We start from the raw sequence: 26,493 nt of genomic DNA on the forward strand, positions 1-26,493 counted from the left end.
CTGGATCAATCTGCAAATATTGCAAGCAAAGCACGGGCACGGCAAGCGATTATACAAACCCTCAACTAGCCCTGCATGTGCAAAGACCCAGCATTCACTCTGCACAACCCCCAATAAAAAAGCTGGCATATCACTATGCCAGCTTTTCAAGCTTACTCTCAACGATACGCGAGATTACTTCTCGGCAAATGCACGCTCAATCACGTAATCACCGACATCACCAATACGCTCTGACACCTTGAGGCCAGCTGCATCAAGAATCTTGCATGTATCAATCAGCATTTGCGGGCTGCCGCACAACATGGCACGATCAGTTTCCGGATTGAGTGGAGGCAAGCCAATATCCTCATAGATCTTGCCGTTTTCCATCAGGTCCGTCAGACGGCCTTGATAACGGAACTCTTCACGTGTCACGGTGGGGTAATAAATCAGCTGGTTCTTCACCTGCTCACCAAAGAATTCATTCTCTGGCAACTCCTTGGTAATGAACTCTTCATACGCCAGATCGTTCACGCGACGTACACCGTGCACCAGAATCACCTTTTCGAAACGCTCATAGGTTTCAGGATCCTGAATCAGGCTGATGAATGGCGCCAAACCTGTCCCTGTAGACAAAAGATAAAGATTCTTGCCTGGCTTGAGGTCAGACAGCAGCAGTGTGCCGGTGGGCTTGCGGCTCACCAGCAAGTCATCACCCACCTTCAAGTGCTGCAGACGGGAGGTCAAAGGACCATTGGGCACCTTGATACTGAAGAACTCGAGGTTCTCAGCATAATTGGCACTGGCGATACTGTAAGCGCGCATCAATGGCTTGCCATCCACCGGCAGGCCTATCATGACAAACTGGCCGTTTTCAAAGCGCAGTGCTTCGTTGCGGGTCGTGGTGAAGCTGAACAGGCTGTCATTCCAGTGTCTGACGGTCAGCACTTTTTCGGTGTTAAATGCACTCATGGATACTTTTCTCTATCAGTTGATTAGTTATTCAGTGCGGCTGTGAGCTCGGGCACCACATCAAACAAGTTGGCTACCAGGCCGTAATCTGCATGTTGGAAAATAGGCGCATCAGCATCGTGATTGATCGCCACAATGATCTTGCTGTCCTTCATCCCGGCCAAGTGCTGCATGGCACCGGAAATACCAATCGCGAAATATAGCTCAGGTGCCACGATGGTACCAGTCTGACCTACCTGGATATCGTTCGGGGCAAAGCCTGCATCAACGCAGGCACGGGTAGCACCCAGTGCTCCACCAAATTTGTGCGCCAGGGGTTCAAGCAGTTCATCGAAACGTTCACCCAGGCTACGGCCACCAGACACGACAACACGGGCAGATGAAAGCTCGGGACGGTCAGAAACGTTCTTGTCTTCCTTGATCCAGCGGCTTAGGCCACTAGCAGCAGGTGCAGCTACTGTAACCACCTCCGCGCTATTGCCATTAGCAGGCACGGCAAACGAAGTAGCACGAATGGTCACTACCTGGATCGCATCGCTGCTTTCCACGGTGGACAATACATTGCCTGCATAAATAGGGCGCACATAAGTGGCTGGGGCAGTAATACTGATGACATCAGACACCATGGCAACATCCAGCACGGCAGCCACACGCGGCAGCACACTCTTGCTGAAGGCCGTATGGGCAGAGAGGATGACGGTGTAATCCCGCCCCAACTGGGTGAGCAATGCAGAAACATCTTCCGCCAGTGGATGCTCAAACTGCGCAGCATCCGCGTGCAGCACCTTGGTAACACCGGTGACTTCCGCAGCTTGCTGGGCAATGACACCACTTTGCGCACCCACCACCAGCAGATGCACAGGAAGTTGCCACGCACTCGCCGCAGTCACGGCTTGACGGGTGGATTGCTTGATATGTTTGCCGTCGTGTTCGGCCAGAATCAGAATACTCATTACAGGACTTCCGCTAGACGTAGTTTTTCGACAAGTTCCGCCACATTGGCCACCTTGATACCAGGCTTACGTGGCTCGGGATCAGCCGCTTTCAATTGCTTAAGACGTGGATTGATATCCAGGCCAAGATCGGCAGCATTAATCGTTTCAATCGGCTTTTTCTTTGCCATCATCAGATTAGGCAGCTTGATGAAGCGTGGCTCATTAAGGCGCAAGTCAGTGGTGACCACGGCTGGCAACTTGAGCGCCACCACATCGGTACCACCGTCAATTTCACGGGTGACTTCAATCTCACCTGCCTTCACTTCAATAATGGAGGCAAATGTACCCTGCCCTGCATTGATCAATGCAGCCAGCATCTGGCCTGTCTGTCCAAGATCATCGTCAATCGCCTGCTTGCCCAGAATAATCAGTTGCGGCTGCTCGCGCTCTATAACTGACTTTAATAACTTGGCCACTGCCAACGGCTGCACTTCCACATCAGTCTGAATCAGCACCGCTTTATCCACACCCATGGCCAGTGCATGACGCAAGGTGTCCTGGCTGTTGGCCTTGCCTATGGTCACAGCAATCACTTCAGTCGCTACACCACGCTCCTTGAGGCGGATAGCTTCTTCCACGGCGATTTCGTCAAACGGGTTAATCCCCATTTTGACGCCAGCAATATCGACATCGGAACCATCAGGTTTGACACGCGGCTTGATGTTGTAATCAACCACATGTTTTACAGCCACTAAAACTTTCATATTTACGATCCCACTCCATAATTTGCCGCGTATTTTAATCGGCGGTAAAATATCTGTTAAATCAATAATTACTATATCACATATCTACCACATCGATATGAGAATCATTCTCAGATGAGACATACCTTACGACAACTCGAAGTGTTTGTTGCCATTGCTCGTATGGAGAATGTGTCGCGCGCGGCCGAATCGTTGGCATTATCGCAATCTGCGGCGAGCACTGCACTTGCCGAACTGGAACGACAGTTTGATTGCAAACTGTTTGACCGCATGGGTAAAGTGCTGAAACTCAACGAGCTCGGAAGGAGCCTGCTACCTATGGCAGCCGCCCTGCTTGACCGGGCCGTTGAAATCGAGACTATTTTACAGGGAAAATCCGCCTTTGGCTTGTTAAAAGTAGGCGCCACCCTGACTATCGGTAATTACCTGGCTACGTTGCTGATAGGGTCGTTCATGAAACAGCATACTGACTGCCAGGTGCAGCTGTATGTACAGAATACTAACTCGGTCATGAACCAGGTTGCCATGTATGATCTCGACCTCGGATTGATAGAGGGCGATTGCCATCACCCTAATTTGGAAGTAGAGCCGTGGATAGAAGATGAGCTGACTGTCTTTTGCCCGCCACAGCACCCACTGGCTTTGCGCAAAGAGGTTTCCCTGGATGAGTTGCTGCAAGAGAGCTGGGTCTTGCGTGAGCATGGCTCCGGCACCCGAGAAACCTTTGACCATGCCCTGCGCCATCACCACACTCGGCTTAATGTCAAACTGGTACTGGAACACACTGAGGCCATCAAACGCGCAGTGGAGTCAGGGCTGGGACTCGGCTGTGTTTCCCGGCTGGCGTTGAAAGATGACATTGCGCGTGGCAATTTGGTCGCCATTAATACCCCTGAACTGGACTTAAAACGCCAGTTCATGTTTGTCTGGCATAAAAAGAAGTACCAGACGACGGCAGTACGTGAATTCCTTAATCATTGTCGACTGCTGACACGCGATGCGCGGCGCAGCGACGAAATCAACATACCGTATATTCCATGAAAGTTTTAGCATGCAACGCGATGTAATGAATTATGACGTACTGATCGTAGGCGCTGGCCCCTCTGGCCTGGCAGCAGCGATCCGCATCAAGCAACTGGCACAGGAGGCCGGTCGCGAAATCGGTGTGTGCATCCTGGAAAAAGGTGCTGAAGTAGGTGCCCACATCCTGTCTGGCGCCGTCATAGATCCGATTGCACTCAATGAACTGATCCCCGACTGGAAGGAAAAAGGCGCTCCCCTGCATACCGAGGTCACTGACGACCAATTCCTGATGCTGGGCAAGCAAGCTAGTTGGAAGATCCCTCACAAGCTGCTGCCACCACTCATGAGCAACCATGGCAATTACATCGTCAGCCTGGGTGATGTATGCCGCTGGCTGGGAGAGCAAGCGGAAGCGCTGGGCGTGGAAATTTACCCTGGCTTCAGTGCGGCCGAGGTCATCTACGACGAAGCGGGTGTGGTGCAAGGTGTCATCACCGGCGACATGGGCCGCGACAAAGCGGGCAATGAAAAATCGGGATTTGCACTGGGTATGGAGTTGCGCGCGCACTATACCCTGTTTGCCGAAGGCGCACGTGGCTCACTGACCAAAGACCTGACAGAGAAATTCAATCTGCGCAGCAATGCCGAACCTCAAAAATACGGCATAGGATTCAAGGAAATCTGGCAAATCGCGCCTGACCAATCCAAACCCGGCCTGGTGATGCACTCCCAGGGCTGGCCACTGGATAACAGCACTGGCGGCGGCGCATTTATCTACCATGTAAAAGAAAACACAGTGGCGATTGGCTTTGTAGTTCATCTCAACTATAGCAATCCGCACCTGAGCCCATTTGACGAGTTTCAGCGCTACAAAACACACCCGGCCATCCGCCCATTACTGGAAAACGGCAAGCGCCTGAGCTATGGCGCACGCGCGATTACCGAAGGTGGTCTGCAATCCTTGCCTACCCTGGTGTTCCCGGGCGGATTGGTCATCGGCTGCTCTGCCGGGTTTGTGAATGTGCCTCGTATCAAAGGCACTCACAATGCCATGAAGTCAGGCATGCTTGCGGCTGAAGCAGTAGTGGAAGCACTCGCGGCAGACAAACTGGGTGCAACGCTGGATGCCTACCCGCAAAAAGTACGTGATTCCTGGATATGGAAAGACCTGCACGCCGTACGCAATATCAAACCGGCTATTTCCAGGTTTGGCAATATCATTGGCAGCCTCTATGGCGGCGTCGAAATGTGGCTGGAATCCTTTGGCATCAGCCTGCCTTGGACACTCAAGCACGGCAAGGCCGATCACGAAACCTTGAAGAAAGTCAGCGAAGCTCCCAAGATTGATTATCCAAAACCAGATGGCGTGGTGAGCTTTGACAAGCTCTCCTCAGTCTACCTGACCAACGTCTTTCACGAAGAAGATCAACCCTGCCACCTGGTATTAAAGAACACCAGCATCCCGATTGATATAAACCTGCCGCAATACGATGCCCCTGAGCAGCGCTACTGCCCTGCCGGGGTATACGAAATTGTGCAGCAGGAAGGCAATCCTCACCTGCAAATCAATGCGTCCAATTGCATACACTGCAAAACCTGCGATATCAAGGATCCGCTGCAGAACATCAACTGGCGCACGCCTGAAGGCGGTGGTGGCCCGAATTACGTGGGCATGTAATTTAAAGGACTCCCAATAAAGGCATGATGAAGCAGGTTTGGTTTTGGTCCTACTCTCCCCATCGCTCCGGCACAGCCTGACGGGGCCAACACACCAACCCAGGGCATAAAAGCCAGTGCCTGGATCATCTTGATCTCCCCTCATCATTCACTACCGGCAGGATAGCGGCCTCCCTCTCCTCAAAATAAAAAGGGCACATTGAATGTGCCCTTTTTATCGTCATTGCAGAATTAACTCAACAGCGATATGCAACCATATTTTAGTAAAGCACGCGTGTACGTAAAGTACCCTCTACCGTCTGCAATGCTTCAATCGCGGCATCAGAAGCAGAAGCCTCCACATCCATGATCATATAGCCGATATCACCCTTGGTCATCATGCTCTGCGCCGAGATATTAATGTTGTTTCGTGCAAACAGGCTGTTGACCGCAGACAACACGCCAGGCACGTTGCGGTGGATATGCAACAGGCGATGTGTGCCGGTTTGTTGCGGGATGGCGACCTCAGGAAAGTTAACTGCCGTGATGGTAGAACCAGCATCGGAGTAGCGCACAAACTTCTCGCCTACTTCAATCCCGATATTGGCCTGTGCTTCCTGGGTCGACCCGCCAATATGCGGGGTGAGGATCACATTCTCGTAAGGACGCAATGCCGACACAAACTCTTCGTCGTTACCCTTGGGCTCAACCGGGAACACATCAATCGCGGCGCCCCCAAGATGCTTGGAAGCAATTGCAGCAGCCAAGGCATCAATATCCACGCAGGTGCCACGCGCTGCATTGATGAAGATGCCGCCCTTCTTCATTTTGGCAAAGTCTTCGGCGCGCATCATGTTTTTGGTGGAAGGCAACTCAGGTACATGCAAGGACACTACATCCGCCTCAGCCAAGAGTTCATCCATGTTGGCTACCTGGCGTGCGTTACCCAATGGCAACTTGGCGATCACGTCAAAATAAATCACCTTCATGCCCAGGCTTTCTGCCAGAACCGAGAGCTGGGAACCAATAGACCCGTAACCCACAATGCCCAGCGTCTTGCCGCGTGCCTCATAAGATCCCTCGGCTGACTTGGTCCAGCCACCGCGGTGTACCAATGCATTTTTCTCTGGAATGCCACGCAGCAGCAGTATGGTTTGTGCCAGTACCAACTCAGCCACTGAGCGTGTGTTGGAATAAGGAGCATTGAATACAGGAATTCCTCGCTCCAGAGCACCATCTAAATCAACCTGGTTGGTGCCAATGCAGAAGCAGCCAATCGCGGTGAGCTTGTTGGCTGCATCCAGCACCTTGGCCGTAATCTGCGTACGGGAACGGATACCGATAAAATGTACATCCTTGATTGCTTCAATCAGCACATCTTCATCCAGTGCGGTCTTGCGATAATCAATATTGTGATATCCGGCGGCATGGAGTACATCGACGGCATTTTGGTGCACGCCCTCCAGCAACAGGAAACGAATCTTATCTTTTTGCAAAGAAAGTTGTTGGGTCATTACTGCTCCGAGGAAAAGGCCAAAAATCAGCTATCGTAGCACAGCGCCAAACTTATTAAACCCCTATGAAATCAGGGATACGGGGCAGATTGCTCTTCATTTGGCCCCGGGCATGACAAATAGTGAATCAGGAATCAATATCAATAAAAACTGTTAAAATGATGAAATAGCTTATTCTTCCGCCAACTCGCTTTTTAACAGGCCTTACTTGATGAATGCCCCGACCATCCTACCCGCTGCTGTATTGGAACAACTGCAAACCATCGTTGGAGAACAACGAGTCAAGACCGACCACGACAGCCTGATCACGTGGGGTGCTGATTGGACCAAGCATTACGAGCCAAAACCCTCAGTGATTGTCTTTCCGGCCAGTACCGAGGAAGTCCAAGCCATCATCAAACTCGCCAATGCACACCAGATCCCCGTCACGCCAAGTGGTGGACGTACTGGGCTCTCGGCTGGTGCAGTCGCCTCCAATGGTGAAATTGTCATCAGCCTGGACCGCATGAATAAGGTGCTGGACTTCCTGCCTGCAGATCGGCTGGTCAGGGTACAAGCTGGTGTGGTCACTGAGCAGCTGCAACAGTATGCAGAACAACAGGATTTGTATTATCCAGTGGATTTTGCTGCTGCCGGTTCCAGCCAGATTGGCGGCAACATCGGCACCAACGCAGGTGGCATCAAGGTCATCCACTACGGCATGACACGCGAATGGATATTGGGATTGACAGTCGTGACTGGCAAGGGTGACATCCTGCACCTGAACAAAGGCATGATCAAGAACGCGACCGGCTATGCCCTGCACCAGCTGTTTATTGGTTCTGAAGGCACACTGGGCATCGTCACAGAGGCCGAGATCAAGTTGACACGTCAGCCGCAGGATCTCAAGGTGCTGGTCCTGAGTGTGCCGGATTTTGCCGCGGTGATGCCCATACTGCATGCTTTCCAGCAGCGTATCGACCTGACCGCGTTCGAATTTTTTAACGATATCGCCCTCCAGAAGATCATGGCAGCTGGTCACGCAGCACGTCCGTTTGACACCGAGTCCCCGCTGTATGTATTGCTGGAATTCGAAGGCCGTTTCGAGGCGGTGGTGGATGATGCCATGAGCATCTTTGAACACTGCATGGAACAAGGCTGGATCCTGGACGGCGTCATGAGCCAATCACAAGCACAGGCGCAGGCACTCTGGCATCTACGTGAAGGCATTTCCGAAACGATCGCCCCCTTCACACCTTACAAGAACGACATTTCCGTCCTGATCACCCATGTCCCTGCATTTATCGCCGATATCGATGCGGTAGTCTCGGCTAACTATCCCGACTTTGAAGTGTGCTGGTTCGGCCATATCGGTGACGGCAACTTGCACCTCAACATCCTCAAGCCAGCCATCCTCAGCAAGGATGAGTTCTTTGAGAAGTGCAAAGTAGTCAACCAACACGTCTTTGAATCCGTGCAGAAATACAATGGCTCCATCTCGGCTGAACACGGTGTAGGCATGACCAAGAAGGACTATCTGGGCTACACTCGCGACGAAGTAGAAATCGGCTATATGCGCGAGTTGAAAAAAGTCTTTGATCCCCAAGGCATCATGAATCCGGGTAAAGTCTTCGATTTATAATTCATCAATGTGTCTTGCTAGGTACTCTGGCAAGACATCTATTCCCGCCAAAACCTTCCTGCCCCAAACTTGTCATACTCACTAACAAGTATAGCTATTTTGAACTTTCCAGCTTTGCACATATAAACTGAAGTGATTAATAGCACACTGGTTTTCCAGCTGAATAACCTTGATTAGAGTGTGTACAAATCTGTATATAGGCCGTAAGATAAGACAATAATAAAACGTAATCTGTATTTGTATGGATTCGAGGAGAGAGTAATGCATGACCAACAGGCACGCATTAAATCGCACATCGAATCTCATCAACATATGGCTAGCCCGTTATTGCCTTTGTTGCATGCGATTCAGGACGATTTAGGCTACATCCCGGAAGAGAGCTACAGCAATATTGCCAAAGCTCTTAACCTTTCCGTTGCAGAAGTACATGGCGTCGTCACGTTTTACCATCATTTCCGCACCCATCCGCCGGGCAAGCATGTGCTACAAGTCTGTCGTGCGGAGTCATGCCAGGCCATGGGCAGTGAAGCGCTTGAAACGCACGTCAAATCCTCTCTAGGCATAGATTTTCACCAAACCACCAGTGACGGTGCGATTACCCTGGAACCGGTCTACTGTCTTGGCAACTGCGCCTGCTCCCCGGCCATTATGCTGGACGACCAAGTCTATGGTCGCGTCAGCAGCAAACAAGTAGACCGCCTGCTGGCAGATGCCAAGGAGGCGGTATGACCACCACCATCTATGTCCCACGTGATTCCAGTGCACTGTCCCTAGGAGCCAATCAGGTGGCCACTGCCATCATGCATGAGGCTGCCGCCCGCAACATCCCGGTCAACATAGTACGCAATGGTTCACGCGGCATGTTTTGGCTCGAACCCTTAGTGGAAGTGGTAACGGATGCTGGGCGCGTTGCCTACGGGCAAGTCACGGAAGATGATATCGATTCTCTGTTCACTGCTGGTTTTCTGGAAGGCGAGGATCATGCATTACGCTTGGGCCTCACCGAAGAGCTTTCCTGGTTGAGGAATCAGGAACGCCTGACCTTTGCTCGCGTCGGGATCACAGATCCAGTCTCCTTACAGGATTATCTGGACCATGATGGCTACAAAGGTCTGCATCAGGCGTTGACACTGGCAGGCAGCGATATCGTGCAGCAGGTCACAGACTCAGGCCTGCGAGGCCGTGGTGGTGCCGCATTCCCCACCGGTATCAAGTGGAAAACCGTATTGGAAGCCAAAGCCGAGCAGAAATATATTGTTTGCAACGCTGATGAAGGTGATTCGGGAACTTACTCTGATCGCATGATCATGGAGGGCGACCCCTTTGTACTGATTGAAGGGATGACGATTGCCGGCATCGCAGTGGGAGCCACGCAAGGCTATATCTATGTCCGCTCGGAATATCCGCACTCCATAGAAACCCTCAACCTGGCGATCAAGACTGCCTACGCCTCTGGCTATCTGGGACGAGGTATATTAGGCAGTAAGCACGACTTTTACCTGGAAGTGCGCCGCGCTGCAGGTGCCTATGTCTGCGGTGAAGAAACCGCATTATTGGAAAGCCTGGAAGGCAAGCGTGGCCTGGTGCGCTTCAAGCCACCATTGCCTGCCATTTCCGGCCTGTTTGGCAAACCCACTGTCATTAACAATGTGATCTCACTTGCCACAGTGCCTATCATCATGGACAAGGGCAGTGTGTATTACCGTGATTACGGCATGGGTCGTTCTCGCGGTACCTTGCCGATCCAACTGGCGGGCAATATCAAGCATGGCGGCCTGGTTGAAAAAGCCTTTGGCGTGACACTGCGGGAATTGTTGTATGACTACGGTGGTGGATCAGCCTCTGGCCGCCCTATCAAGGCCGTCCAGGTAGGTGGCCCTCTTGGTGCTTACCTGCCGGAATCACAATTTGACACACCACTGGATTATGAAGAATTTGGCAAACTATGGGCCGTACTTGGTCATGGGGGTATTGTCGCCTTTGATGACACTGTCGATATGGCGCACATGGCACGTTATGCCTTTGAATTCTGTGCAATTGAGTCGTGTGGCAAATGCACCCCCTGCCGCATTGGTTCAACACGTGGCGTAGAGGTCATGGACAAGATCATTGCCGGAACAGAACAGGCACAAAGTATCGCATTGGTAAAAGACCTCAGCGATACCATGCTGAACGGCTCACTCTGTGCGCTAGGCGGCATGACCCCGTATCCGGTATTGAGTGCACTCAATCATTTCCCGGAGGATTTTGGCTTGGTAAAGAAGGAACATGCAGCATGAATGAGTAGTGATTGAAAACCGCAGGACACCTTCAAACGCTTCACATAAAAATGCAGGGTCTTGCTTCAAGGAAGTAAGAGGAGAAAGTGATGGACAAGCAAGCAGACTACGGCACCCCAGCGAGCCGCGTAACTGATCAGCAAGTCACGCTGGAAATTGACGGTAGACAGATTACCGTTGCCGCAGGCACCTCGATTATGCATGCCGCCGTAGAGGCGGGCATCAGCATACCCAAGTTATGTGCTACCGACAGCCTTGAAGCCTTTGGCTCATGTCGACTATGCCTGGTAGAGGTAGAAGGCAGGCGCGGCTACCCTGCTTCCTGCACCACCCCGGTGGACAATGGCCTCAAGGTGCATACACAAAGTCCAAAACTGGCCGATATACGCCGCGGTGTGATGGAGCTATATATCTCAGACCACCCGCTGGATTGCCTCACATGCTCCGCCAATGGTGATTGCGAACTGCAGGATATGGCGGGGGCAGTCGGCTTGCGTGAAGTGCGCTACGGCTATGATGGCAGCAACCACCTGGATGCAGAAAAAGACGTTTCCAATCCCTATTTCCAGTTTGATGCTTCCAAGTGCATTGTCTGTTCGCGTTGCGTACGCGCCTGCGAAGAAACCCAGGGTACGTTTGCCCTCACTATTTCAGGCCGAGGCTTTGATTCAAAAGTGGCGGCGGGCAATTTCGACAACTTCCTCGAGTCTGAATGCGTATCCTGCGGCGCTTGCGTCACCGCTTGCCCGACTGCCACCCTGATGGAAAAATCCGTGATTGACCACGGTCAACCCGAGCACAGCGTGATTACCACCTGCGCCTACTGCGGCGTTGGTTGCTCATTCCGCGCCGAAATGAAGGGCGAGCAAGTGATACGCATGGTGCCGGACAAAAACGGCGGCGCCAATCATGGCCACTCTTGCGTCAAAGGCAGATTTGCCTGGGGTTATGCCACCCATAAAGACCGCATTACCACCCCCATGATCCGCAAAAGTATCCAGGATCCATGGCAGGAGGTCTCCTGGGAGGAGGCCATCAGTTACGCGGCTAGTGAACTTAAACGCATACAAGCCAAGCATGGCCGCAACTCCATAGGCGCTATCACCTCTTCACGCTGTACTAATGAGGAAACCTATCTGGTGCAGAAACTGGTGCGTGCAGCCTTCGGCAACAACAATGTGGATACCTGCGCCCGCGTTTGCCACTCCCCTACAGGCTATGGCCTTAAACAAACACTGGGCGAATCCGCAGGCACTCAGACGTTTGACTCGGTCATGCAGTCAGACGTCATCATGGTCATCGGTGCCAACCCCACTGACGGCCATCCGGTTTTCGGCTCACAGATGAAACGCCGTCTGCGCCAAGGTGCCAAACTCATCATTGCAGACCCCAGGGCCATCGATCTGGTATCCGGTCCACACGTCAAGGCAGACTATCACCTGAAGTTGCGCCCAGGCACCAATGTAGCGCTGATTACCGCAATGGCGCACGTTGTAGTCACCGAAGGCTTGGTAGATGAAGCATTTGTACGCAGCCGTTGCGAATGGGACTCCTTTGAATACTGGAGCGAATTTGTTGCGCAGCCAGAGCACTCCCCCGAGGCCATGCAGGAAGCAACAGGCGTGTCCGCTGCAGACGTGCGGGCCGCGGCACGACTATTCGCAACTGGTGGCAATGCGGCCATTTATTACGGCCTGGGCGTCACCGAGCATAGCCAGGGGTCTACCATGGTCATGGGGATTGCCAACCTCGCAATGGCTACCGGCAACATCGGCCGCGAAGGCGTAGGGGTCAATCCCTTGCGTGGGCAAAATAATGTGCAGGGATCCTGCGATATGGGTTCGTTCCCGCACGAGTTCCCAGGCTATCGCCATGTCTCTGATGACGCAACCCGCGCCTTGTTTGAAAATGCCTGGGGCAGACCACTGGATAACGAGCCAGGTTTGCGCATTCCCAATATGCTGGACTTTGCGATTGATGGCAGTTTCAAGGCACTCTACTGCGAAGGTGAGGATATCGCTCAATCAGATCCCAACACCCAGCATGTCACCCATGCGCTGTCCTCCATGGAGTGCGTGATCGTGCAAGACCTGTTCCTCAATGAAACCGCAATGTACGCGCATGTGTTCCTGCCCGGTTGCTCATTCCTGGAGAAGAGCGGCACCTTTACCAATGCAGAACGCCGTATTTCGCCCGTCAGACGTGTCATGACGCCCAAGAACGGATATGAGGACTGGCAAGTCACGGCCATGTTATCCGAGGCACTGGGCTACCCCATGCCTTATCAACATGCATCCGAGATATTGGATGAGATTGCCAGGCTGACCCCGACTTTCCATGGCGTGAGTGCCCAGCGTCTTGAAGAACTGGGCAGCATACAGTGGCCATGCAACGAGGAGCATCCGACTGGCACGCCTATCATGCACGTAGATGAATTTGTACGTGGCAAGGGCAGATTCATGGTCACCGAATACGTACCTACCTCCGAAAAGGTCAACAGCAAGTACCCGCTCATCCTGACGACGGGGCGTATACTGTCGCATTACAACGTTGGTGCACAGACCAGGCGCACCGAGAATGTGGCATGGCACCCTGAAGACCGGGTAGAAATCCATCCACACGACGCTGAGGATCGAGGTATTGCAGATGGCGACTGGGTAGGTATTACCAGCCGCGCTGGCAATACGGTGCAGCGCGCTCAAATCTCCGAGCGGGTGCAACCCGGGGTGATCTACACCACCTTCCATCATCCCGAGTCAGGTGCCAACGTCATTACCACCGACAACTCGGACTGGGCAACCAATTGTCCTGAATTCAAGGTGACTGCGGTTGAGGTCACACGCGTCACGCAGCTGTCTGAATGGCAGCGCAACTACCAGGAATTCAGCGACGAACAGATTGCCCTGGCCCAACAGCGGGATGAAGCCCGCGTGGAATAGTGATGAAACAGTCTGAATTCTTGATAGAGGGTGAGTCTACTGACAGTACGGTCACGGTCCTGAAGTACGAGGATGGTCAGTTACGCCAGCTTGAGGACCGCGTAGCAGAGGAAGTCCCTGTTGCCATGATCTATAACGGCATTTCACATGCCGTGATGCTGGCAACACCCGATGACCTTACCGACTTTGCGTTGGGATTCTCCCTGTGTGAAGGCATACTCTCCAGCGCCAAGGATCTGTATGACATGGAAGTTGTGCAACGGGTCAATGGCATAGAACTGCAGATGGAGATTGCCTCGGAGAACTTCCAGCACCTTAAGGAACGCCGTCGCAGCATGACTGGCCGCACTGGCTGCGGCCTTTGCGGATCGGAAAGCCTGGACCAGGCCATTCGCATCCCCAATCCGATACAGGCACAGGATATCCACTTTGACGCTGAAGTCATTTATCTGGCGCAACGTAACATGCAGGCATTGCAGGCATTGCAAGGCCGAACTGGTGCCACTCACGCCAGTGCCTGGGTCAGTCCGACAGGCGAGGTGCTCATGGTGCGTGAAGATGTAGGTCGCCATAACGCGTTGGATAAACTGATAGGTGCTCGCGCCCGACAAGGGCAGCAAACACCAGGCTTTGTGCTGACTTCCAGCCGTGCCAGCTATGAAATGGTGCAGAAAGCTGCCAGTGCCAACATCCCCATGCTGGTGGCTATTTCAGCGCCTACCGGACTTGCCATCCGCATGGCACAAGCATGCGGTGTAACGCTAGTAGGGTTTGCACGCAAACAGCAACATGTAGTGTATAGCTGCCCAGAGCGGCTTTTGCATAAGGAACTGGCATGAACATAGAACACCTGGTCAAAATGGCCAACCAGATCGGTGATTTCTTTCGCTCCTATCCTGACCAGGAACAGGCAAAACAGGATATCGCCAGCCACCTCACCCGCTTCTGGGCCCCCCAGATGCGACAGCAAATCCTTGACCATATTGCCCAGACTACGGACACCGGACTGCAACCGCTGGTATTAAACGCCATCCGTGAACATGTCCATATCAAGAATGCTGCTCAACCAACCTGATTAGCCGACGTAAGTCATTACTTCCAGACATGACCGCACTGGGTCGATTGGATGGACTCAGAGAATGACTGCCATTCCGTAATTAAAAACCCGGTATTAAATCCGGGTTTTTAATTATTCACACAATCCGTTTAAGCTTTCTCGGCATGTCTGGCTTTTACCTTGGACTCATATTCTGCCCACTTCTTTTGCTGCTCCGGTGTCAGCACTTTGTAGACTTCATGCAGGGTGCTGGTACGCAATACAATCAGATCCGCCTGTATGTTGGCTTGTTGACTTGCAAGCTGCTGCACATTTTTTTCGTCATAACGCTCACTGCTGGAAGCTGCTGCCAGCGCTTTGTAGGCGTCATGAATCGCTTGTCGCTTCTCGGCAAACACTGGCTTTTGTTTTTCAAAAATCTGCTTCACCTGGGCTTGCTGCTCCGTACTCAAATTGAGCGGACGCAGCTTGTGTTCAAGAAAACGGCCCTCTGAAAAACCATGGCGTCCATCAAAAGAGACGTGCTTTTTATACTTGTCGCACTTCTGGTCACCCGACTCCGCATGACTCGCTGCAATATTCATCGCCAGCAGGGAAGATGCCAGAATGGCGGAAGATACCAATAACTTACGTGTCCTGATCATTTTGATGCTCCTTCTAGAGTAACCTTAAAATGACAAACCGCTTGATTGCGTTGCCTGACTGTTACGAGTCCTATTCTGGTCAAATGTTTGTATGCTTGCGTCTGGTCGGTGTAATACTTGGTAAAACTTTGTAATATGGCATTTCTGCAGTACTCTCATGCGGCAAAATCAACACCTGTTATTTTTTTAGAAGGGGCAACATACCGTGCTACGTGTACTGCTCATCGACGATGATGTCGAGCTTTGTCAGATGATGGAAGAGTATCTGGGTGCTGAGGATTTCACGCTGGAAATCGCGCATGACGGCGAACAGGGTGCACGGCTGGCATTGTCTGGTGACTTTGACCTCGTGGTGCTGGATGTGATGATGCCGCGTTTCAATGGTTTTGATACCCTCAGGCTTATCCGTGGCAGCAGCCAGATCCCGGTCATCATGCTGACCGCCAAAGGCGATGAAATAGACCGGATCGTGGGGCTGGAACTGGGTGCTGATGACTACCTGTCAAAACCCTTCAACCCACGAGAACTGGTCGCCAGGTTACGCGCCATCCAGCGCCGGGTTGTGGTACGTGATGAAGTCCTGCAATCCCAGCAGAACGTCAACATCACCCGTGTCGGCAAGATTGCCATCTACCCTTCCGAGCGCATCATTGAATGGAAAGGTGAACCACTGGATATCACCACCAGCGAATACGCATTGCTGGAAGTGCTCGCGCGCCATGCTGGTCATGTCGTCAGCAAGGCAGATTTGTTCAGCCAGGCATTGGGACGTGCTGAAAGCCGCTATGACCGCAGCATTGATGTCCACGTCAGTAACCTGAGGCAAAAGCTGGGGCTGCTGGAAGATGGTCGCTCGCCGATACAAACGGTGCGTGGCGTTGGCTACCAGTTTATTGCTGGCTAAAACCCGGGGACATCATCATGGGACGTCTATTCTGGAAAATCTTTATCGGTTTCTCCCTCACCTTGCTGGTGACAGTTGGTGGGGTTGGTGGTGCGATTTATCTGAATGAGAAATCGCCATCGACGGAAGAGGGATTCTTGCGCGATCGGCGCGCTGACTTTGTAGTCGGCATCACAGCCAATGCCTTGCAATATGGCAATGAAGATGGTGCCAAGGCACTTTTCGACACTTGGCCTGGGCAAAAACGACCTACAGTGCTCATTATCAACGACCATGATGCAGATATCCTGGGGCGTGAAGTACATCCAGACACCTTACGCCAGGCCATCAATGCCCTCACGCTAGACCCTCCGCCGACCAGTGTACGCAAGGTCACTACCGAAACAGGTAACGAATATATTTTATTCATCCCTGCTACCAGCGCTGACTCAGCCGGCCCTTTGAAATACAGCCTGGAGCTGCAAATTTTCATTGCCTTGCTGGCCAGCCTGCTATTCAGTGCAGGCTTTGCGGTATACCTCAGCCGCCCAATCAAGCTGTTGCGCAAGGCCAGCCGCAAGCTGGCGGAAGGTGACCTCAGCACACGAGTGAGCCCCGAGCTGGAAGACCGTAACGATGAGCTGACAGAGCTGGGCCAGGATTTTGACTACATGGCCACTCGCCTGCAAACCCTGTTGGATGCACAGCGCCTGCTGTTGCACGATGTATCGCATGAGCTGCGCTCGCCGGTCGCACGCATGCGTCTGGCAATAGGCTTGGCTCAACAGCAACCAGACAAGCTGGCATCCGCATTAAGCCGCATTGAGCGTGAAACCGAGCGGCTGGATGAACTGCTGGGGCAGATGCTGACCTTATCTCGCCTGGAAGCAGGAATAGGCAGCGAGAGCAGCGATAACATCAGCCTGACCGATCTGCTGGCAGACATTGTGCAAGATGCCAACTTTGAAGCGCAAGCCGTGGGCAGCAGCATAAACTTCAATGCCTCTGACGAAGTATTGATGCAAGGACATTATGAATTGCTGCGACGTGCGTTCGAAAACATTATCCGTAACGCGCTGAAATATAACCATGCTGGCGAAACCGTGGAAGTGTCGGTGAGCAAGAATGATAAACAGGAAATTCTGGTAGAAGTACGTGACCATGGCCCCGGGCTGCCAGAGAATGAAATTAGCAAGGTATTCCAGCCATTTTACCGTGTACCTGGTGCTGACAAGCCCGCCAATGTGGGATATGGGTTGGGACTGGCGATCGCCCAACGTGCGATTGAGCGCCACCAAGGCACCATCGTCTTAAGTAATTGCGAAGATGGAGGTTTGTGCGTCCACACCACTTTTCCATCCAATATTGTCGTTATTCAGGCAGATTAAGCGGGATCTGAGCCTGACATCCTGCCCGCCATCAATATGGCTAATGCAGGCTGGAGAAAGTTAGATCCGGTTTGAACTGAACACAATATCCATCCGGCACCTCGGCAGCGCTTTTCGCGGTTTTCAGCGTCGCGGGCAAAGAACGGGGCAGCAGGTACTCATAGTGCAAAGAGTCGGTAGTCGCTTTCAAGTGATCCTTGGGCAACCCCACAATACGCTCAGGCCTCTTGCGTACTCCTGTTGCATCGCACTCCCAACTCAGGGCAAGCCAGATCAGATTTTCCTGCTCAAATGCATCACTGAAATGAATATCCCCAGTGTCATCAAATGCAACACATACCTTGAATAATTCCATAGCGCTTATACCCGTGATCGCGATTAATTAAGATTGGGGGCATCATGCCCGCCTGACTTCAAAATGGCAGTAGGATGGTCCTGAAGATGTTGTAGGAATTGGCTGATGAGGTAGAGAAGGTCATCCACCATTTCATTATTCATCCTATTACTACGCCCTGATTGATTGCTGGCAGCCTACTTAAATCCAAGCACTTGTATTACCTTATTAGTTATCTTAATATAAAGACAAATTAACTTAATGTTAAGATAACTAATGTCTCAATCTCCCGACAACGATCATATTGACCTGTTAATCAACAGCTGGAATCAATTACTTCCCGGGAAAGATTTCTCACACATGGAGCTTGCCACGCGCCTGTTACGCACAGTCACCCTGCTGACCAAGGAAATCATGCCGGTTATTGTCAATGCAGGCCTTAACCAAGGTGAATTTGACGTGCTGGCAACCTTATACCGCAATGGTGGCCGCCTTTCCCCCACTACGCTTTATCAACGCCTGCTCATCACGTCAGGTGCCATGACTAACCGGTTAGCTACCCTCACAGAAAAAGGCCTGGTTCAACGTGCAGAGAACCCTGAAGACAAGCGTAGCATAGACGTGATTTTGTCCACCGAAGGCCGCCTCCTGTTTGAGCCGCTGCTGGATAGTTACCTGCAGCAGCTGCAACGCAGCCTCAATAGCCTGGAGCCCAGTCAGCAACATGTCATTAACCAGGGATTGCGCCCGTTGCTGCTGGCACTGGATGCCAGGAGTGAAGCATGAAGAGCCTACTCACTATCTGTCTGCTGTTCGCGATCGGCATCAACTTACGCCCCGTCATGGCCACGATAGGCCCACTCACCGATAGCCTACTAGCGACTTGGCATCTTAACTACAGCTGGATTTCCTTGTTGAATGGCCTGCCTATCCTGATGATGGGATTGGGTGCCCTATTCAGCAATCGCTTGTTACAACACTACTCCTCTAGACAGATTGTCACATTTGCCTTGTGGCTGATCGGCATCACCACCTTATGGCGGTTATGCAGTTGGTCACCAATGGTCATGGTTATTTCTGCCATCTTGGCTGGGTTGGGCATTGCATTGATCCAAGCAGTATTTCCCACCATCATCAAAAGTTTGTGGCCAGAAAAAACTGCGTCTTACATGGGATTTTACGTGGCAGCCATCATGGGGGGAGCAGCCATCTCAGCCGCGCTGGCACCCCAGCTTATGCATCATGCCAGCATGGCAGCTGCACTCGGGCTCTGGGGCATATTAGCGCTGCCCGCACTCTGGCTGTTCTGGCTACAGGTGCCCAAGCGCCATGCATCCCAACAGCGGGCAGATACCGTGTCTTCGGTACCCATTAATGCCCGATTCTGGCGGCTTGCTGTATTTTTTGGATTAGGAACGTCAGGTTTTACCTGCATGCTGGCCTGGTTGCCTCCGCACTTTATGGATATAGGCTATAGCCCTACTCAGGCCGGTTTAGCACTATCCCTGCTCAGTGGTGTTGAGGTCTTATCAGGCCTGTTTCTCTCACAACTAGCCTCTAGATATCCAGACCGCAGGCCGTGGCTGATAGTGGCGCTGTCATTGGCAATTATCGGCTTGTTATGCCTGACTATGCACGGCACGATGGCATGGATAGGCGTCATTCTGGCAGGCTGCGGTGTCGGTGCTTTATTTCCACTCACCTTGATCGTCAGCATGGACCACCTGCCAGATCCACGGGAAGCAGGCATACTGACAGCACGCGTTCAGGGAGTTGGTTACTTGCTAGCCGGGACCGCTCCCATGCTGGCAGGAATATTGAGGGATGAGCTGAACAGCTTCAACCTCACGTGGTATTTACTGGCTGGAGTATTTGCCGGATTACTGATCATGGCAACCGGTTTTAACCCCAAACAATATGCAAGGAGTATGTCCTGAGTACAAGCTAGCCATTGTGCTCAGGACAATGCATGGTGATTATCTTGCGAAAACAATTTGATACGTCAGAAGATACGATCAGCCAGGCGTAAAGCGCCAGGGTTCTTTGCAATCAAAATCTGCTGATGAGCGCTCTTTCAGTTTTGCCATTAGGCATATACATTACAATTACGCTGGCTGATCATGATGATAAGCGGGCGGCATGGATCATCATGATCAGCCAAGACATAACAGCGGAAAATTAAGGCAGGATATTCACAAACTCATGCACGACGACACCATCCACTGGCCAGCCATTATCCAGCATGCAGGCGATGATGAACTGGACTATATTGCAGACCAACAGAGCTGGAACGCCTGGCCTCCATCTCAAGGAGATGCCCGATTCATAGACTCAGCTGGCCGTGTCTATGTCATCACTGGCCCCAGGCAATTGAAGTTAAAGAACACCAGACTATCGTTGAATGAAATACTGACCTTAGTAAGAGCGCATGCCATGCTGGAAGGCCTGTGCTGCACCACCAAGATAGGGGCCGCCAATATCCAGGATGCCATCTCCCTCATCCCCAGCATGGAGCGGTCATAATCATGCAGCCCGAAGACCTTGAGCTACTGGTGACGCGGACTATGCCCTATGGCAAGCATAAAGGCCGCTTGATTGCAGACTTGCCGGGCAACTACCTCAACTGGTTTGCACGTGAGGGATTTCCCCCAGGGGAAATTGGCCGGCTGCTGGCATTGATGCAGGAGCTGGACCATAACGGCCTGTCATCGCTGCTGGCACCATTAAGACAGAAACAATCTGGCCATTGACGTCCATCACTAGGCAATGACAGATATTCACTATTGCTTATGACTAAGCTTGAATATTTTATTCCGGTAAGCCAAGGTCAATAAGAAAATCACCATTATGGCCACCCAGCCTGACCACAATGTATGGCTCAGGAAATGAGCGCCACGCATTTGCTGTATCCAACCCATGGAGAGACCTATGCTCAATCCCCCGATAAATACCCAGGCGGCCTTTCTAGGATTGTGCGGCAGCCAAAACACTGCAATTGAAGCCAGCCACAAACCTGTGCTTGCATGCCCGGCAGGAAAGCAATGTCCGGCATGCCAACCTACAGGAATATGGTCAAACATTTTGAGGTAAGGCAGATGACCTCCATAGCGTTCGATTTCCCAAGGGCAGCTCAACGCAGAGTGGCGCTTAAGGCCACGAATCACGGCAGGAACCAATACTGAGGATAAGGCAATCAGCTGCAGGCGATAGCGAACAAAATCCGAGATCTGACGTATACGATAGACTCGGTCAATAATCACCAGCGCCAGCATCAGCAATCCACTATTGATAATGATGCTCTTCAGCCACTCATGCGCAAAATCTGTAGCAAACCAGGCATTACGCCACGGGAAATCGTTCAGGTGTTTGTCAAAAAACCAGTCCTCCAGTTGCAAATCCATCTCTGTGAAATGTTCCAGAAAAAGCAGCAGTAGCGCAGAGATCAATAAACCGCTCACAATTGTGCGGTAAGGCAAGCTACTCATAGCATTATCCACGACCATGTGGCTCTCCTGCGGCAAGCACACGGTGCGGATGATGGAATTTCAACTCCCCATGCTTGAAGGCATTGGACGCAGTCTGATAATAGGCAATCGCCTCCTTCAGCAACTGTGAGTCTACAGGTGCCGGCGTAGCTTCATAACTTGCAGGGTCGATCTTGAATGCCTGCACCTTGCCCTTGGGCGACAGCACAATCAAGTGATCATGCTTGTAATATCCCAGATCCTGGTAGTTACTGATAAATGCACGCGGTTCAGCCAAGTGCTCAGCAAACAGTGACTCGCCATAGAAAGTATCTTGAGGCTGGCCCAGAATCTGCATCAGCGTAGGCGCAATATCAATCTGGCTGGCCATGCGGCTGTACTCGCCTGGCTGTAGCATGTCAGGTGCGTAGAAAATCAGTGGGATTTGGTATTTGCCCACTGGCAGGCTGGTTTTCCCTGCCACCGAAGCACAGTGATCGGCCACAATCACAAACAGCGTGTCCTTGAACCATGGCTTGGCCTTGGCCTGTGTAATAAAACGTCCTATCGCATAATCGGTATACTCAATCGCCCCTTTCCGTGTGCCCTGTTCTGCCTGCACTCTATGCTCCGGGAAGGTATAAGGCCTGTGGTTGCTGGTGGTCATGATCTGGGCCATGAATGGCCTGCCCTCAGCACTGGCCCGATCCAGCTCGTGCAAGGTATTGTCAAACAGGCTTTCATCCGCCACGCCCCAGATGTTTTCTGTCGCAATACTCTTGGGATCAAAATCAGTACGATCAACGACACGGTAATCATTGCCGCGGAAGTAGTGATTCATATTGTCAAAATACCCATACCCGCCATAAATGAAATAACTGGCAAAGCCCTGGTCTTGCAGCAACTCCCCCAATGTGGCCAAGTGTTCATTATTCGGTCTATGGATAATCGCTTGCCCAGGAATGGGAGGTGTCCCAAGAGACAAAGCCTCCAGGCCACGTACCGTGCGCGTGCCTGTTGCATACAGATGGCTAAATCGCAGGCCTTCACTGGCAATTTTGTCCAACTGGGGCGTCAACTGTTGATTGCCGCCATAGCTACCTAGGTACTCCGCAGAAAGACTTTCTACTGTAATCAGTACAATATTTTTAGGCCTACGCGCAAACGACGATGGTAATGCGGTTTGCGTCGCATGACTCTCAATGGGAGAGGCCCCGTTCAAACTCGCCAGATGTACAGGCATTGACCCCGGCACCTGTCTCCCGGAAGTCACACCTAGCTTAGCCAGCACCTGCTGGGCATCATTGGGCTTCATGGTGGCATAGAACTTGTCATAATCCAGTTCATTACGTCGCATCGCCGCCGCCAGTGAAAACAAGCCATTGCCAGCCAGTTCCTCGGCATAGTGGTTAGTGGATGATGATTGATCAAGATTGGCGAACAGAGTAGCCGCTATCGGCAAACCCAAGCCCAATGTCATCATCAGGGTACGGCCGCGCAAGGTATGTGCTACCACCCTAAAACTCACCCACTTGCGTACTAACAACCACAGCACGGTACTCACCAAGCCTATACCCCCCAACATCAGTGGAATCGGGTAGGACTCACGGATGTTACCGATCACTTCATGGGTATAAATCAGGTAATCCACCGCAATGAAGTTAAAACGTGTAGTGAACTCCTGCCAGAAAATAAATTCTGCCACAACACCAAAGATTAGCGCCGCTATTGCGATCAAGAGCATGAACCAGCGCATCCGGTTTGCCCATCGACCAAGACGTAGCCTATTTGGTAGAACACTGCTTAATAGGAAAAGTGGCGCAAGGAGATAGGCTAGTGTCCAAATATCAAACCAGCCCCCCATACCCAGTGCGTTGAATGAGCCTTTCCATGCAAGCTGATCTTGCTGACCCACGTCTACCCACAATGCCAGTCTGAGTAATTGCCACAACACCAGAGCAACTATGGCAAGCACCAAATCAAATGGCAACGAGCGTTTAAGCGCTGATGACTTGGCAAGAGTAGGAGATAGGCGTGATAAAACAGGATGTGAGGACATTGCAGTTGAATTCCAAATAGTGGTGCTACTTATTTGGCAATCTGCATACCAGCTATATTTTTCGCGAGGCACATCTTTTAAATCATCAAAACAAAAACACTATCTTATTGATTTAAATGTATAAATTAAAAAAATACCTTTGATTCGACCACGCACAATGTCAATACTGAACCTGCTTGAATCAACAAAAATATTCACATTGTTTGCAGACCTTAATCGAGAGTCTGCAAAAAACGTATGATGGAATCATCCTGCATATTGGAAAATGAATATCAGCGAAAGAAGGCCAACCAAGAAAGCTGCGCTGAAAAAGAAAACGCCGGACATAAGTCCGGCGTCGTATTTGAGTCTTTCGCCAGGGGGGGATGGCTAAGACTCGAAGATAGACCTACAAGCGGTCTGTCCTTCTAGTGGATATATAGCACTTATCGTGCCAGATTTAATAAGCCAATGTTTTTTAACAACTTTATAAAACCATACCCGTTTATTTGCATGGGCAATACGTCTCCATATAGAGACAGTAAAAAACGAGAATCAAACAAAAAACCCCATCTAATTGTTTTATAAAGAAAAACAAGCGTCTCAAAAATGAGACATTCCTATTTAATCAGTTTGCAATGTGTTGGATATCACAATCACTCATTAATAATCAGACAGTTACACACAATCCACCTATCCTCGACATAGAGCTACGTGCTCGGCATGCTCCATGCGTGATATCGATTGGAGTCGTGATGTCTGCCATGTTGCTTAAAGGGAATATGAAGGATCAGTCGATGGTATTCAGTACGATACTCTACTGCCAGCACTGAATAGTGCGGGATGCTGAAAATACCTTTAGTGCACGGTGCTCTCGAGTGCTGATTACCTGCTTAGATAATGCCATGTATAAAAATCTTGAGTCACAGCACTCAGGATGCCAATCCCTGAGCGGAGGACTCCGGGCTTTTAACAAGTTTCTGCAGCAAGAGATCATCTTTGCGGATCAGCGCGATCATTTCTCGCCACGCCGTTAGCTGCTCATCCTCAATTTCGAGCTGTATGCCAAGAATTTCATCGACTGGCGTGCCATCCTTGATGAGTTGGCTCTGTAGCTTGAAGCTCATTCTTGACATCAGGCGCTCTGCTTTCTTCATACTGAGATTCTGGGCTTTGGATAGATAATCGGCTTTGCAAGATTTGACTTTCACGATGGCTCTCTCTCGTTGACAGTTCAATACTTCATGAATGGGTAAGAAATATTGCGGTTTTATGAACATTAGCTAGCAGGCTAACTACTTAATATTTCAATATCATGATGCTTTTGTGTCAGCCACCCTGGGAGTATGCAGGCATGTTAGAGGTATCTCTTCTTTAATGCGCCATGAAGTGGATTCACACCTCCCAATATCAATACTACACTCAACCACATATCTCTTACCTGAATTGGCTTGTTAGCTGTCTTTTATTGCATGAATAAAACGCTATCGACCTTAAAGGTGAGGATTGTGTGGAAATAGGACATTGAGACAACAGCACAGATCACAAGCTAATCTGTACCTTGGCAGGTCGCCCGCCACTCTGCTTGGGAATATAGCCCTTCAATCTACAGCTGATTCCTTCTACTTTCTTGCCATCTACATATTTTGTGATTTTGCAGCTGACGACTTCCCCGCTCTTTTCCATCTCAGTCAACAGGGTGCGAACCGTAGCAAGGGATAGGCCTGTTCGCTGAGCAATATCCTTATCTATTTGCTCCCCATACTTTTCTAAATGTTCAACGATTGCCTGCATACAAGCCTCCATTTAAATATTGCTGTCAATAAATGCCTCTAACTGGCTTTGAGAAAGTGCTCCGACCTTGGTGGCATGCACGCTACCATTCTTAAACAACATAAGTGTAGGTATACCACGGATCCCATACTGGGGCGCTGTCTCCGGGTTTTCATCGATATTTAACTTTGCAACGATTAGGCGGCCAGCATAATGTTGTGCAACCTCGTCCAATACAGGCGCAATCATTTTGCATGGCCCGCACCATTCTGCCCAATAATCTACCAGCACAGGCAACTCAGCCTGCAAAACATCTTCAGCAAACTTGCCATCCGTTGTGTAGACAATATGATGACTCATGATGTGGCCTCCAGTTGTAAGGTTGTAGCTTAAAAATCAGGAACACTAGGCGGAGCTCCAATGACGTATCTACACCGCCGCCCGACATTCTCGCAGTGATTGCTCCGTTATTTCATACCACCTGCAATGTTGATGGTTGCCCCTGTAATGTATTTAGAATCTTCAGACGCAAGATAGACAGCAGTTGGTGCAATATCATCTACCTGCCCGATGCGTGCCAGTGGCGCTGATGTTTCAACCCATGCCTTCATATCCCCTTCCGCAAACCCACCTGTGTGGGTACCCTCGGTCGCGATCAGCCCAGGGTTAATAGCATTGACTCGAATCTTGCGGGAACCCAACTCTTTAGCGAGGACACCAGTCAAGGAGTCAACAGCCCCTTTTGTGGCTGTGTATACAGAGGAATTAGGGGGAAAAAGTGTGGTCACGGCAGAACTGATATTGATCACGCTACCGCCCGCAGCACTAAATAGTGCCAGCGCTTCCTTGGTGGTGAGCAATAATCCCAGCACGTTTAAATTGAACTGTTTATGAAAATGCTCTTCACTGACTTGCTCCAGTGGTGCAAATTCATACACACCTGCATTGTTGACCAGAATATCCAGTTGTCCATAAATCGATTTTGTTTCGCTGAACAGCTGAGTGATGTCTGCCTGCTTTGACACATCCGCTTGAACAGCTACCGCCTGACCACCTTGCTTGGCAATATCTGCGACTACCTTGTCAGCGCCTTCTTTACTTGAAGCATAGTTGACAATGACGGAAGCCCCCTCTGCCGCGAGTGCTTTGGCAATAGCAGCACCAATCCCTTTAGATGCTCCTGTCACAACAGCGACCTTACCTTCTAATTTCTTGCTCATGTGGTTTCTC

At 51.1% G+C, this 26,493-nt stretch carries 26 protein-coding genes; 14 read left to right on the forward strand and 12 right to left on the reverse strand.

Translation table 11 applies throughout. From position 1 onward, the window contains the following. Window positions 1-174: 174 nt before the first annotated feature. From LG201_RS06940 to LG201_RS06950, 3 genes are read right to left on the reverse strand one after another with little or no spacing between them, the layout of a single operon-like run. Window positions 175-951, reverse strand: coding sequence for a ferredoxin--NADP reductase (locus LG201_RS06940; protein WP_226771429.1), 777 nt, complete (start codon window positions 949-951; stop codon window positions 175-177). Window positions 952-974: 23 nt separating this feature from the next. Further along, on the reverse strand, window positions 975-1,904 hold the full coding sequence (locus tag LG201_RS06945; RefSeq protein WP_226771430.1) for an electron transfer flavoprotein subunit alpha/FixB family protein: 930 nt from the start codon (window positions 1,902-1,904) through the stop codon (window positions 975-977). Continuing rightward, window positions 1,904-2,650 carry an electron transfer flavoprotein subunit beta/FixA family protein gene (locus tag LG201_RS06950; RefSeq protein ID WP_226771431.1) on the reverse strand — a complete coding sequence of 249 codons (747 nt, stop codon included), beginning with the start codon at window positions 2,648-2,650 and terminating at the stop codon, window positions 1,904-1,906. The genes LG201_RS06945 and LG201_RS06950 overlap by 1 nt, the downstream gene beginning before the upstream one ends. Window positions 2,651-2,764: 114 nt before the next feature. On the opposite strand from LG201_RS06950, the gene LG201_RS06955 reads away from it, so the two are divergent. Both LG201_RS06955 and LG201_RS06960 read left to right on the forward strand, forming a co-directional pair. Beyond that, window positions 2,765-3,691: a LysR family transcriptional regulator gene (locus LG201_RS06955; RefSeq protein ID WP_226771432.1), complete on the forward strand. Its 927-nt coding sequence runs from the start codon at window positions 2,765-2,767 to the stop codon at window positions 3,689-3,691. 10 nt (window positions 3,692-3,701) lie between these two features. Further along, window positions 3,702-5,351 carry an electron transfer flavoprotein-ubiquinone oxidoreductase gene (locus LG201_RS06960; protein WP_226771433.1) on the forward strand — a complete coding sequence of 550 codons (1,650 nt, stop codon included), beginning with the start codon at window positions 3,702-3,704 and terminating at the stop codon, window positions 5,349-5,351. Between the two features lie 259 nt (window positions 5,352-5,610). Here LG201_RS06960 and serA read toward each other — a convergent pair whose 3' ends face one another. Continuing rightward, entirely contained in the window at window positions 5,611-6,843 is a 1,233-nt protein-coding gene (gene serA / locus LG201_RS06965) for a phosphoglycerate dehydrogenase (RefSeq protein WP_226771434.1), read from the reverse strand. Between the two features lie 211 nt (window positions 6,844-7,054). Between serA and LG201_RS06970 the strand changes: the two genes are divergently transcribed. The 6 genes from LG201_RS06970 (at window position 7,055) to LG201_RS06995 (ending at window position 14,757) form a co-directional block, all read left to right on the forward strand. Next, window positions 7,055-8,464 carry an FAD-binding oxidoreductase gene (locus tag LG201_RS06970; RefSeq protein ID WP_226771435.1) on the forward strand — a complete coding sequence of 470 codons (1,410 nt, stop codon included), beginning with the start codon at window positions 7,055-7,057 and terminating at the stop codon, window positions 8,462-8,464. A 261-nt stretch (window positions 8,465-8,725) separates the two neighbouring features. Continuing rightward, window positions 8,726-9,193, forward strand: coding sequence for a formate dehydrogenase subunit gamma (locus LG201_RS06975; RefSeq protein WP_226771436.1), 468 nt, complete (start codon window positions 8,726-8,728; stop codon window positions 9,191-9,193). Then, on the forward strand, window positions 9,190-10,743 hold the full coding sequence (locus LG201_RS06980; RefSeq protein WP_226771437.1) for a formate dehydrogenase beta subunit: 1,554 nt from the start codon (window positions 9,190-9,192) through the stop codon (window positions 10,741-10,743). Before LG201_RS06975 ends, LG201_RS06980 begins: the two co-directional genes overlap by 4 nt. 89 nt (window positions 10,744-10,832) lie before the next feature. Beyond that, complete coding sequence (gene fdhF / locus LG201_RS06985) at window positions 10,833-13,682, forward strand: formate dehydrogenase subunit alpha (RefSeq protein WP_226771438.1); 2,850 nt, start codon at window positions 10,833-10,835, stop codon at window positions 13,680-13,682. Window positions 13,683-13,684: 2 nt separating this feature from the next. Next, window positions 13,685-14,521 (forward strand): formate dehydrogenase accessory sulfurtransferase FdhD, encoded by an 837-nt coding sequence (fdhD, locus tag LG201_RS06990; protein WP_226771439.1) that lies wholly within the window; start codon window positions 13,685-13,687, stop codon window positions 14,519-14,521. Beyond that, on the forward strand, window positions 14,518-14,757 hold the full coding sequence (locus tag LG201_RS06995) for a formate dehydrogenase subunit delta (RefSeq protein ID WP_226771440.1): 240 nt from the start codon (window positions 14,518-14,520) through the stop codon (window positions 14,755-14,757). Before fdhD ends, LG201_RS06995 begins: the two co-directional genes overlap by 4 nt. Before the next feature lie 131 nt (window positions 14,758-14,888). Here LG201_RS06995 and LG201_RS07000 read toward each other — a convergent pair whose 3' ends face one another. Beyond that, on the reverse strand, window positions 14,889-15,383 hold the full coding sequence (locus tag LG201_RS07000) for a Spy/CpxP family protein refolding chaperone (RefSeq protein ID WP_226771441.1): 495 nt from the start codon (window positions 15,381-15,383) through the stop codon (window positions 14,889-14,891). A 205-nt stretch (window positions 15,384-15,588) separates the two neighbouring features. Here LG201_RS07000 and LG201_RS07005 point away from each other — a divergent pair, with 205 nt between their 5' ends. Both LG201_RS07005 and LG201_RS07010 read left to right on the forward strand, forming a co-directional pair. Then, the gene (locus LG201_RS07005; protein ID WP_226771442.1) at window positions 15,589-16,287 is read left to right on the forward strand and encodes a response regulator; all 699 of its coding nucleotides are present in this window, start codon (window positions 15,589-15,591) and stop codon (window positions 16,285-16,287) included. Between the two features lie 17 nt (window positions 16,288-16,304). After that, on the forward strand, window positions 16,305-17,654 hold the full coding sequence (locus LG201_RS07010; RefSeq protein WP_226771443.1) for a sensor histidine kinase: 1,350 nt from the start codon (window positions 16,305-16,307) through the stop codon (window positions 17,652-17,654). A gap of 40 nt (window positions 17,655-17,694) precedes the next feature. On the opposite strand, the gene LG201_RS07015 is transcribed toward LG201_RS07010, so the two are convergent. Continuing rightward, entirely contained in the window at window positions 17,695-18,009 is a 315-nt protein-coding gene (locus LG201_RS07015) for a hypothetical protein (protein ID WP_226771444.1), read from the reverse strand. Window positions 18,010-18,264: 255 nt separating this feature from the next. Between LG201_RS07015 and LG201_RS07020 the strand changes: the two genes are divergently transcribed. The 4 genes from LG201_RS07020 (at window position 18,265) to LG201_RS07035 (ending at window position 20,738) form a co-directional block, all read left to right on the forward strand. Continuing rightward, the gene (locus LG201_RS07020) at window positions 18,265-18,774 is read left to right on the forward strand and encodes a MarR family winged helix-turn-helix transcriptional regulator (RefSeq protein WP_226771445.1); all 510 of its coding nucleotides are present in this window, start codon (window positions 18,265-18,267) and stop codon (window positions 18,772-18,774) included. Continuing rightward, a complete protein-coding gene (locus LG201_RS07025) occupies window positions 18,771-19,925 on the forward strand; it encodes an MFS transporter (protein WP_226771446.1) in 1,155 nt (384 codons plus the stop codon). The genes LG201_RS07020 and LG201_RS07025 overlap by 4 nt, the downstream gene beginning before the upstream one ends. Window positions 19,926-20,127: 202 nt before the next feature. Beyond that, entirely contained in the window at window positions 20,128-20,511 is a 384-nt protein-coding gene (locus LG201_RS07030; protein ID WP_226771447.1) for a DUF4144 domain-containing protein, read from the forward strand. Window positions 20,512-20,513: 2 nt separating this feature from the next. Then, on the forward strand, window positions 20,514-20,738 hold the full coding sequence (locus LG201_RS07035) for a DUF3820 family protein (RefSeq protein ID WP_226771448.1): 225 nt from the start codon (window positions 20,514-20,516) through the stop codon (window positions 20,736-20,738). A 30-nt stretch (window positions 20,739-20,768) separates the two neighbouring features. Here LG201_RS07035 and LG201_RS07040 read toward each other — a convergent pair whose 3' ends face one another. The 6 genes from LG201_RS07040 to LG201_RS07065 all read right to left on the reverse strand — a co-directional run bounded on the left by LG201_RS07040 (window position 20,769) and on the right by LG201_RS07065 (window position 26,483). Then, window positions 20,769-21,491, reverse strand: a complete 723-nt coding sequence (locus tag LG201_RS07040; RefSeq protein WP_226771449.1) for a phosphatase PAP2 family protein — start codon at window positions 21,489-21,491, stop codon at window positions 20,769-20,771. After that, window positions 21,478-23,511 carry an LTA synthase family protein gene (locus tag LG201_RS07045; protein ID WP_226771450.1) on the reverse strand — a complete coding sequence of 678 codons (2,034 nt, stop codon included), beginning with the start codon at window positions 23,509-23,511 and terminating at the stop codon, window positions 21,478-21,480. Before LG201_RS07045 ends, LG201_RS07040 begins: the two co-directional genes overlap by 14 nt. A 911-nt stretch (window positions 23,512-24,422) precedes the next feature. Then, window positions 24,423-24,701, reverse strand: a complete 279-nt coding sequence (locus LG201_RS07050; RefSeq protein ID WP_226771451.1) for a hypothetical protein — start codon at window positions 24,699-24,701, stop codon at window positions 24,423-24,425. Between the two features lie 331 nt (window positions 24,702-25,032). After that, window positions 25,033-25,284, reverse strand: coding sequence for an ArsR family transcriptional regulator (locus tag LG201_RS07055; protein ID WP_226771452.1), 252 nt, complete (start codon window positions 25,282-25,284; stop codon window positions 25,033-25,035). Window positions 25,285-25,296: 12 nt separating this feature from the next. After that, window positions 25,297-25,623, reverse strand: a complete 327-nt coding sequence (trxA, locus tag LG201_RS07060; RefSeq protein WP_226771453.1) for a thioredoxin TrxA — start codon at window positions 25,621-25,623, stop codon at window positions 25,297-25,299. 107 nt (window positions 25,624-25,730) lie between these two features. Continuing rightward, on the reverse strand, window positions 25,731-26,483 hold the full coding sequence (locus tag LG201_RS07065; RefSeq protein WP_226771454.1) for an SDR family NAD(P)-dependent oxidoreductase: 753 nt from the start codon (window positions 26,481-26,483) through the stop codon (window positions 25,731-25,733). Window positions 26,484-26,493: the final 10 nt, after the last annotated feature.

Origin of the sequence: Methylobacillus gramineus, assembly GCF_020532675.1 — a bacterium.
GTDB classification, from domain to species: domain Bacteria; phylum Pseudomonadota; class Gammaproteobacteria; order Burkholderiales; family Methylophilaceae; genus Methylobacillus; species Methylobacillus gramineus.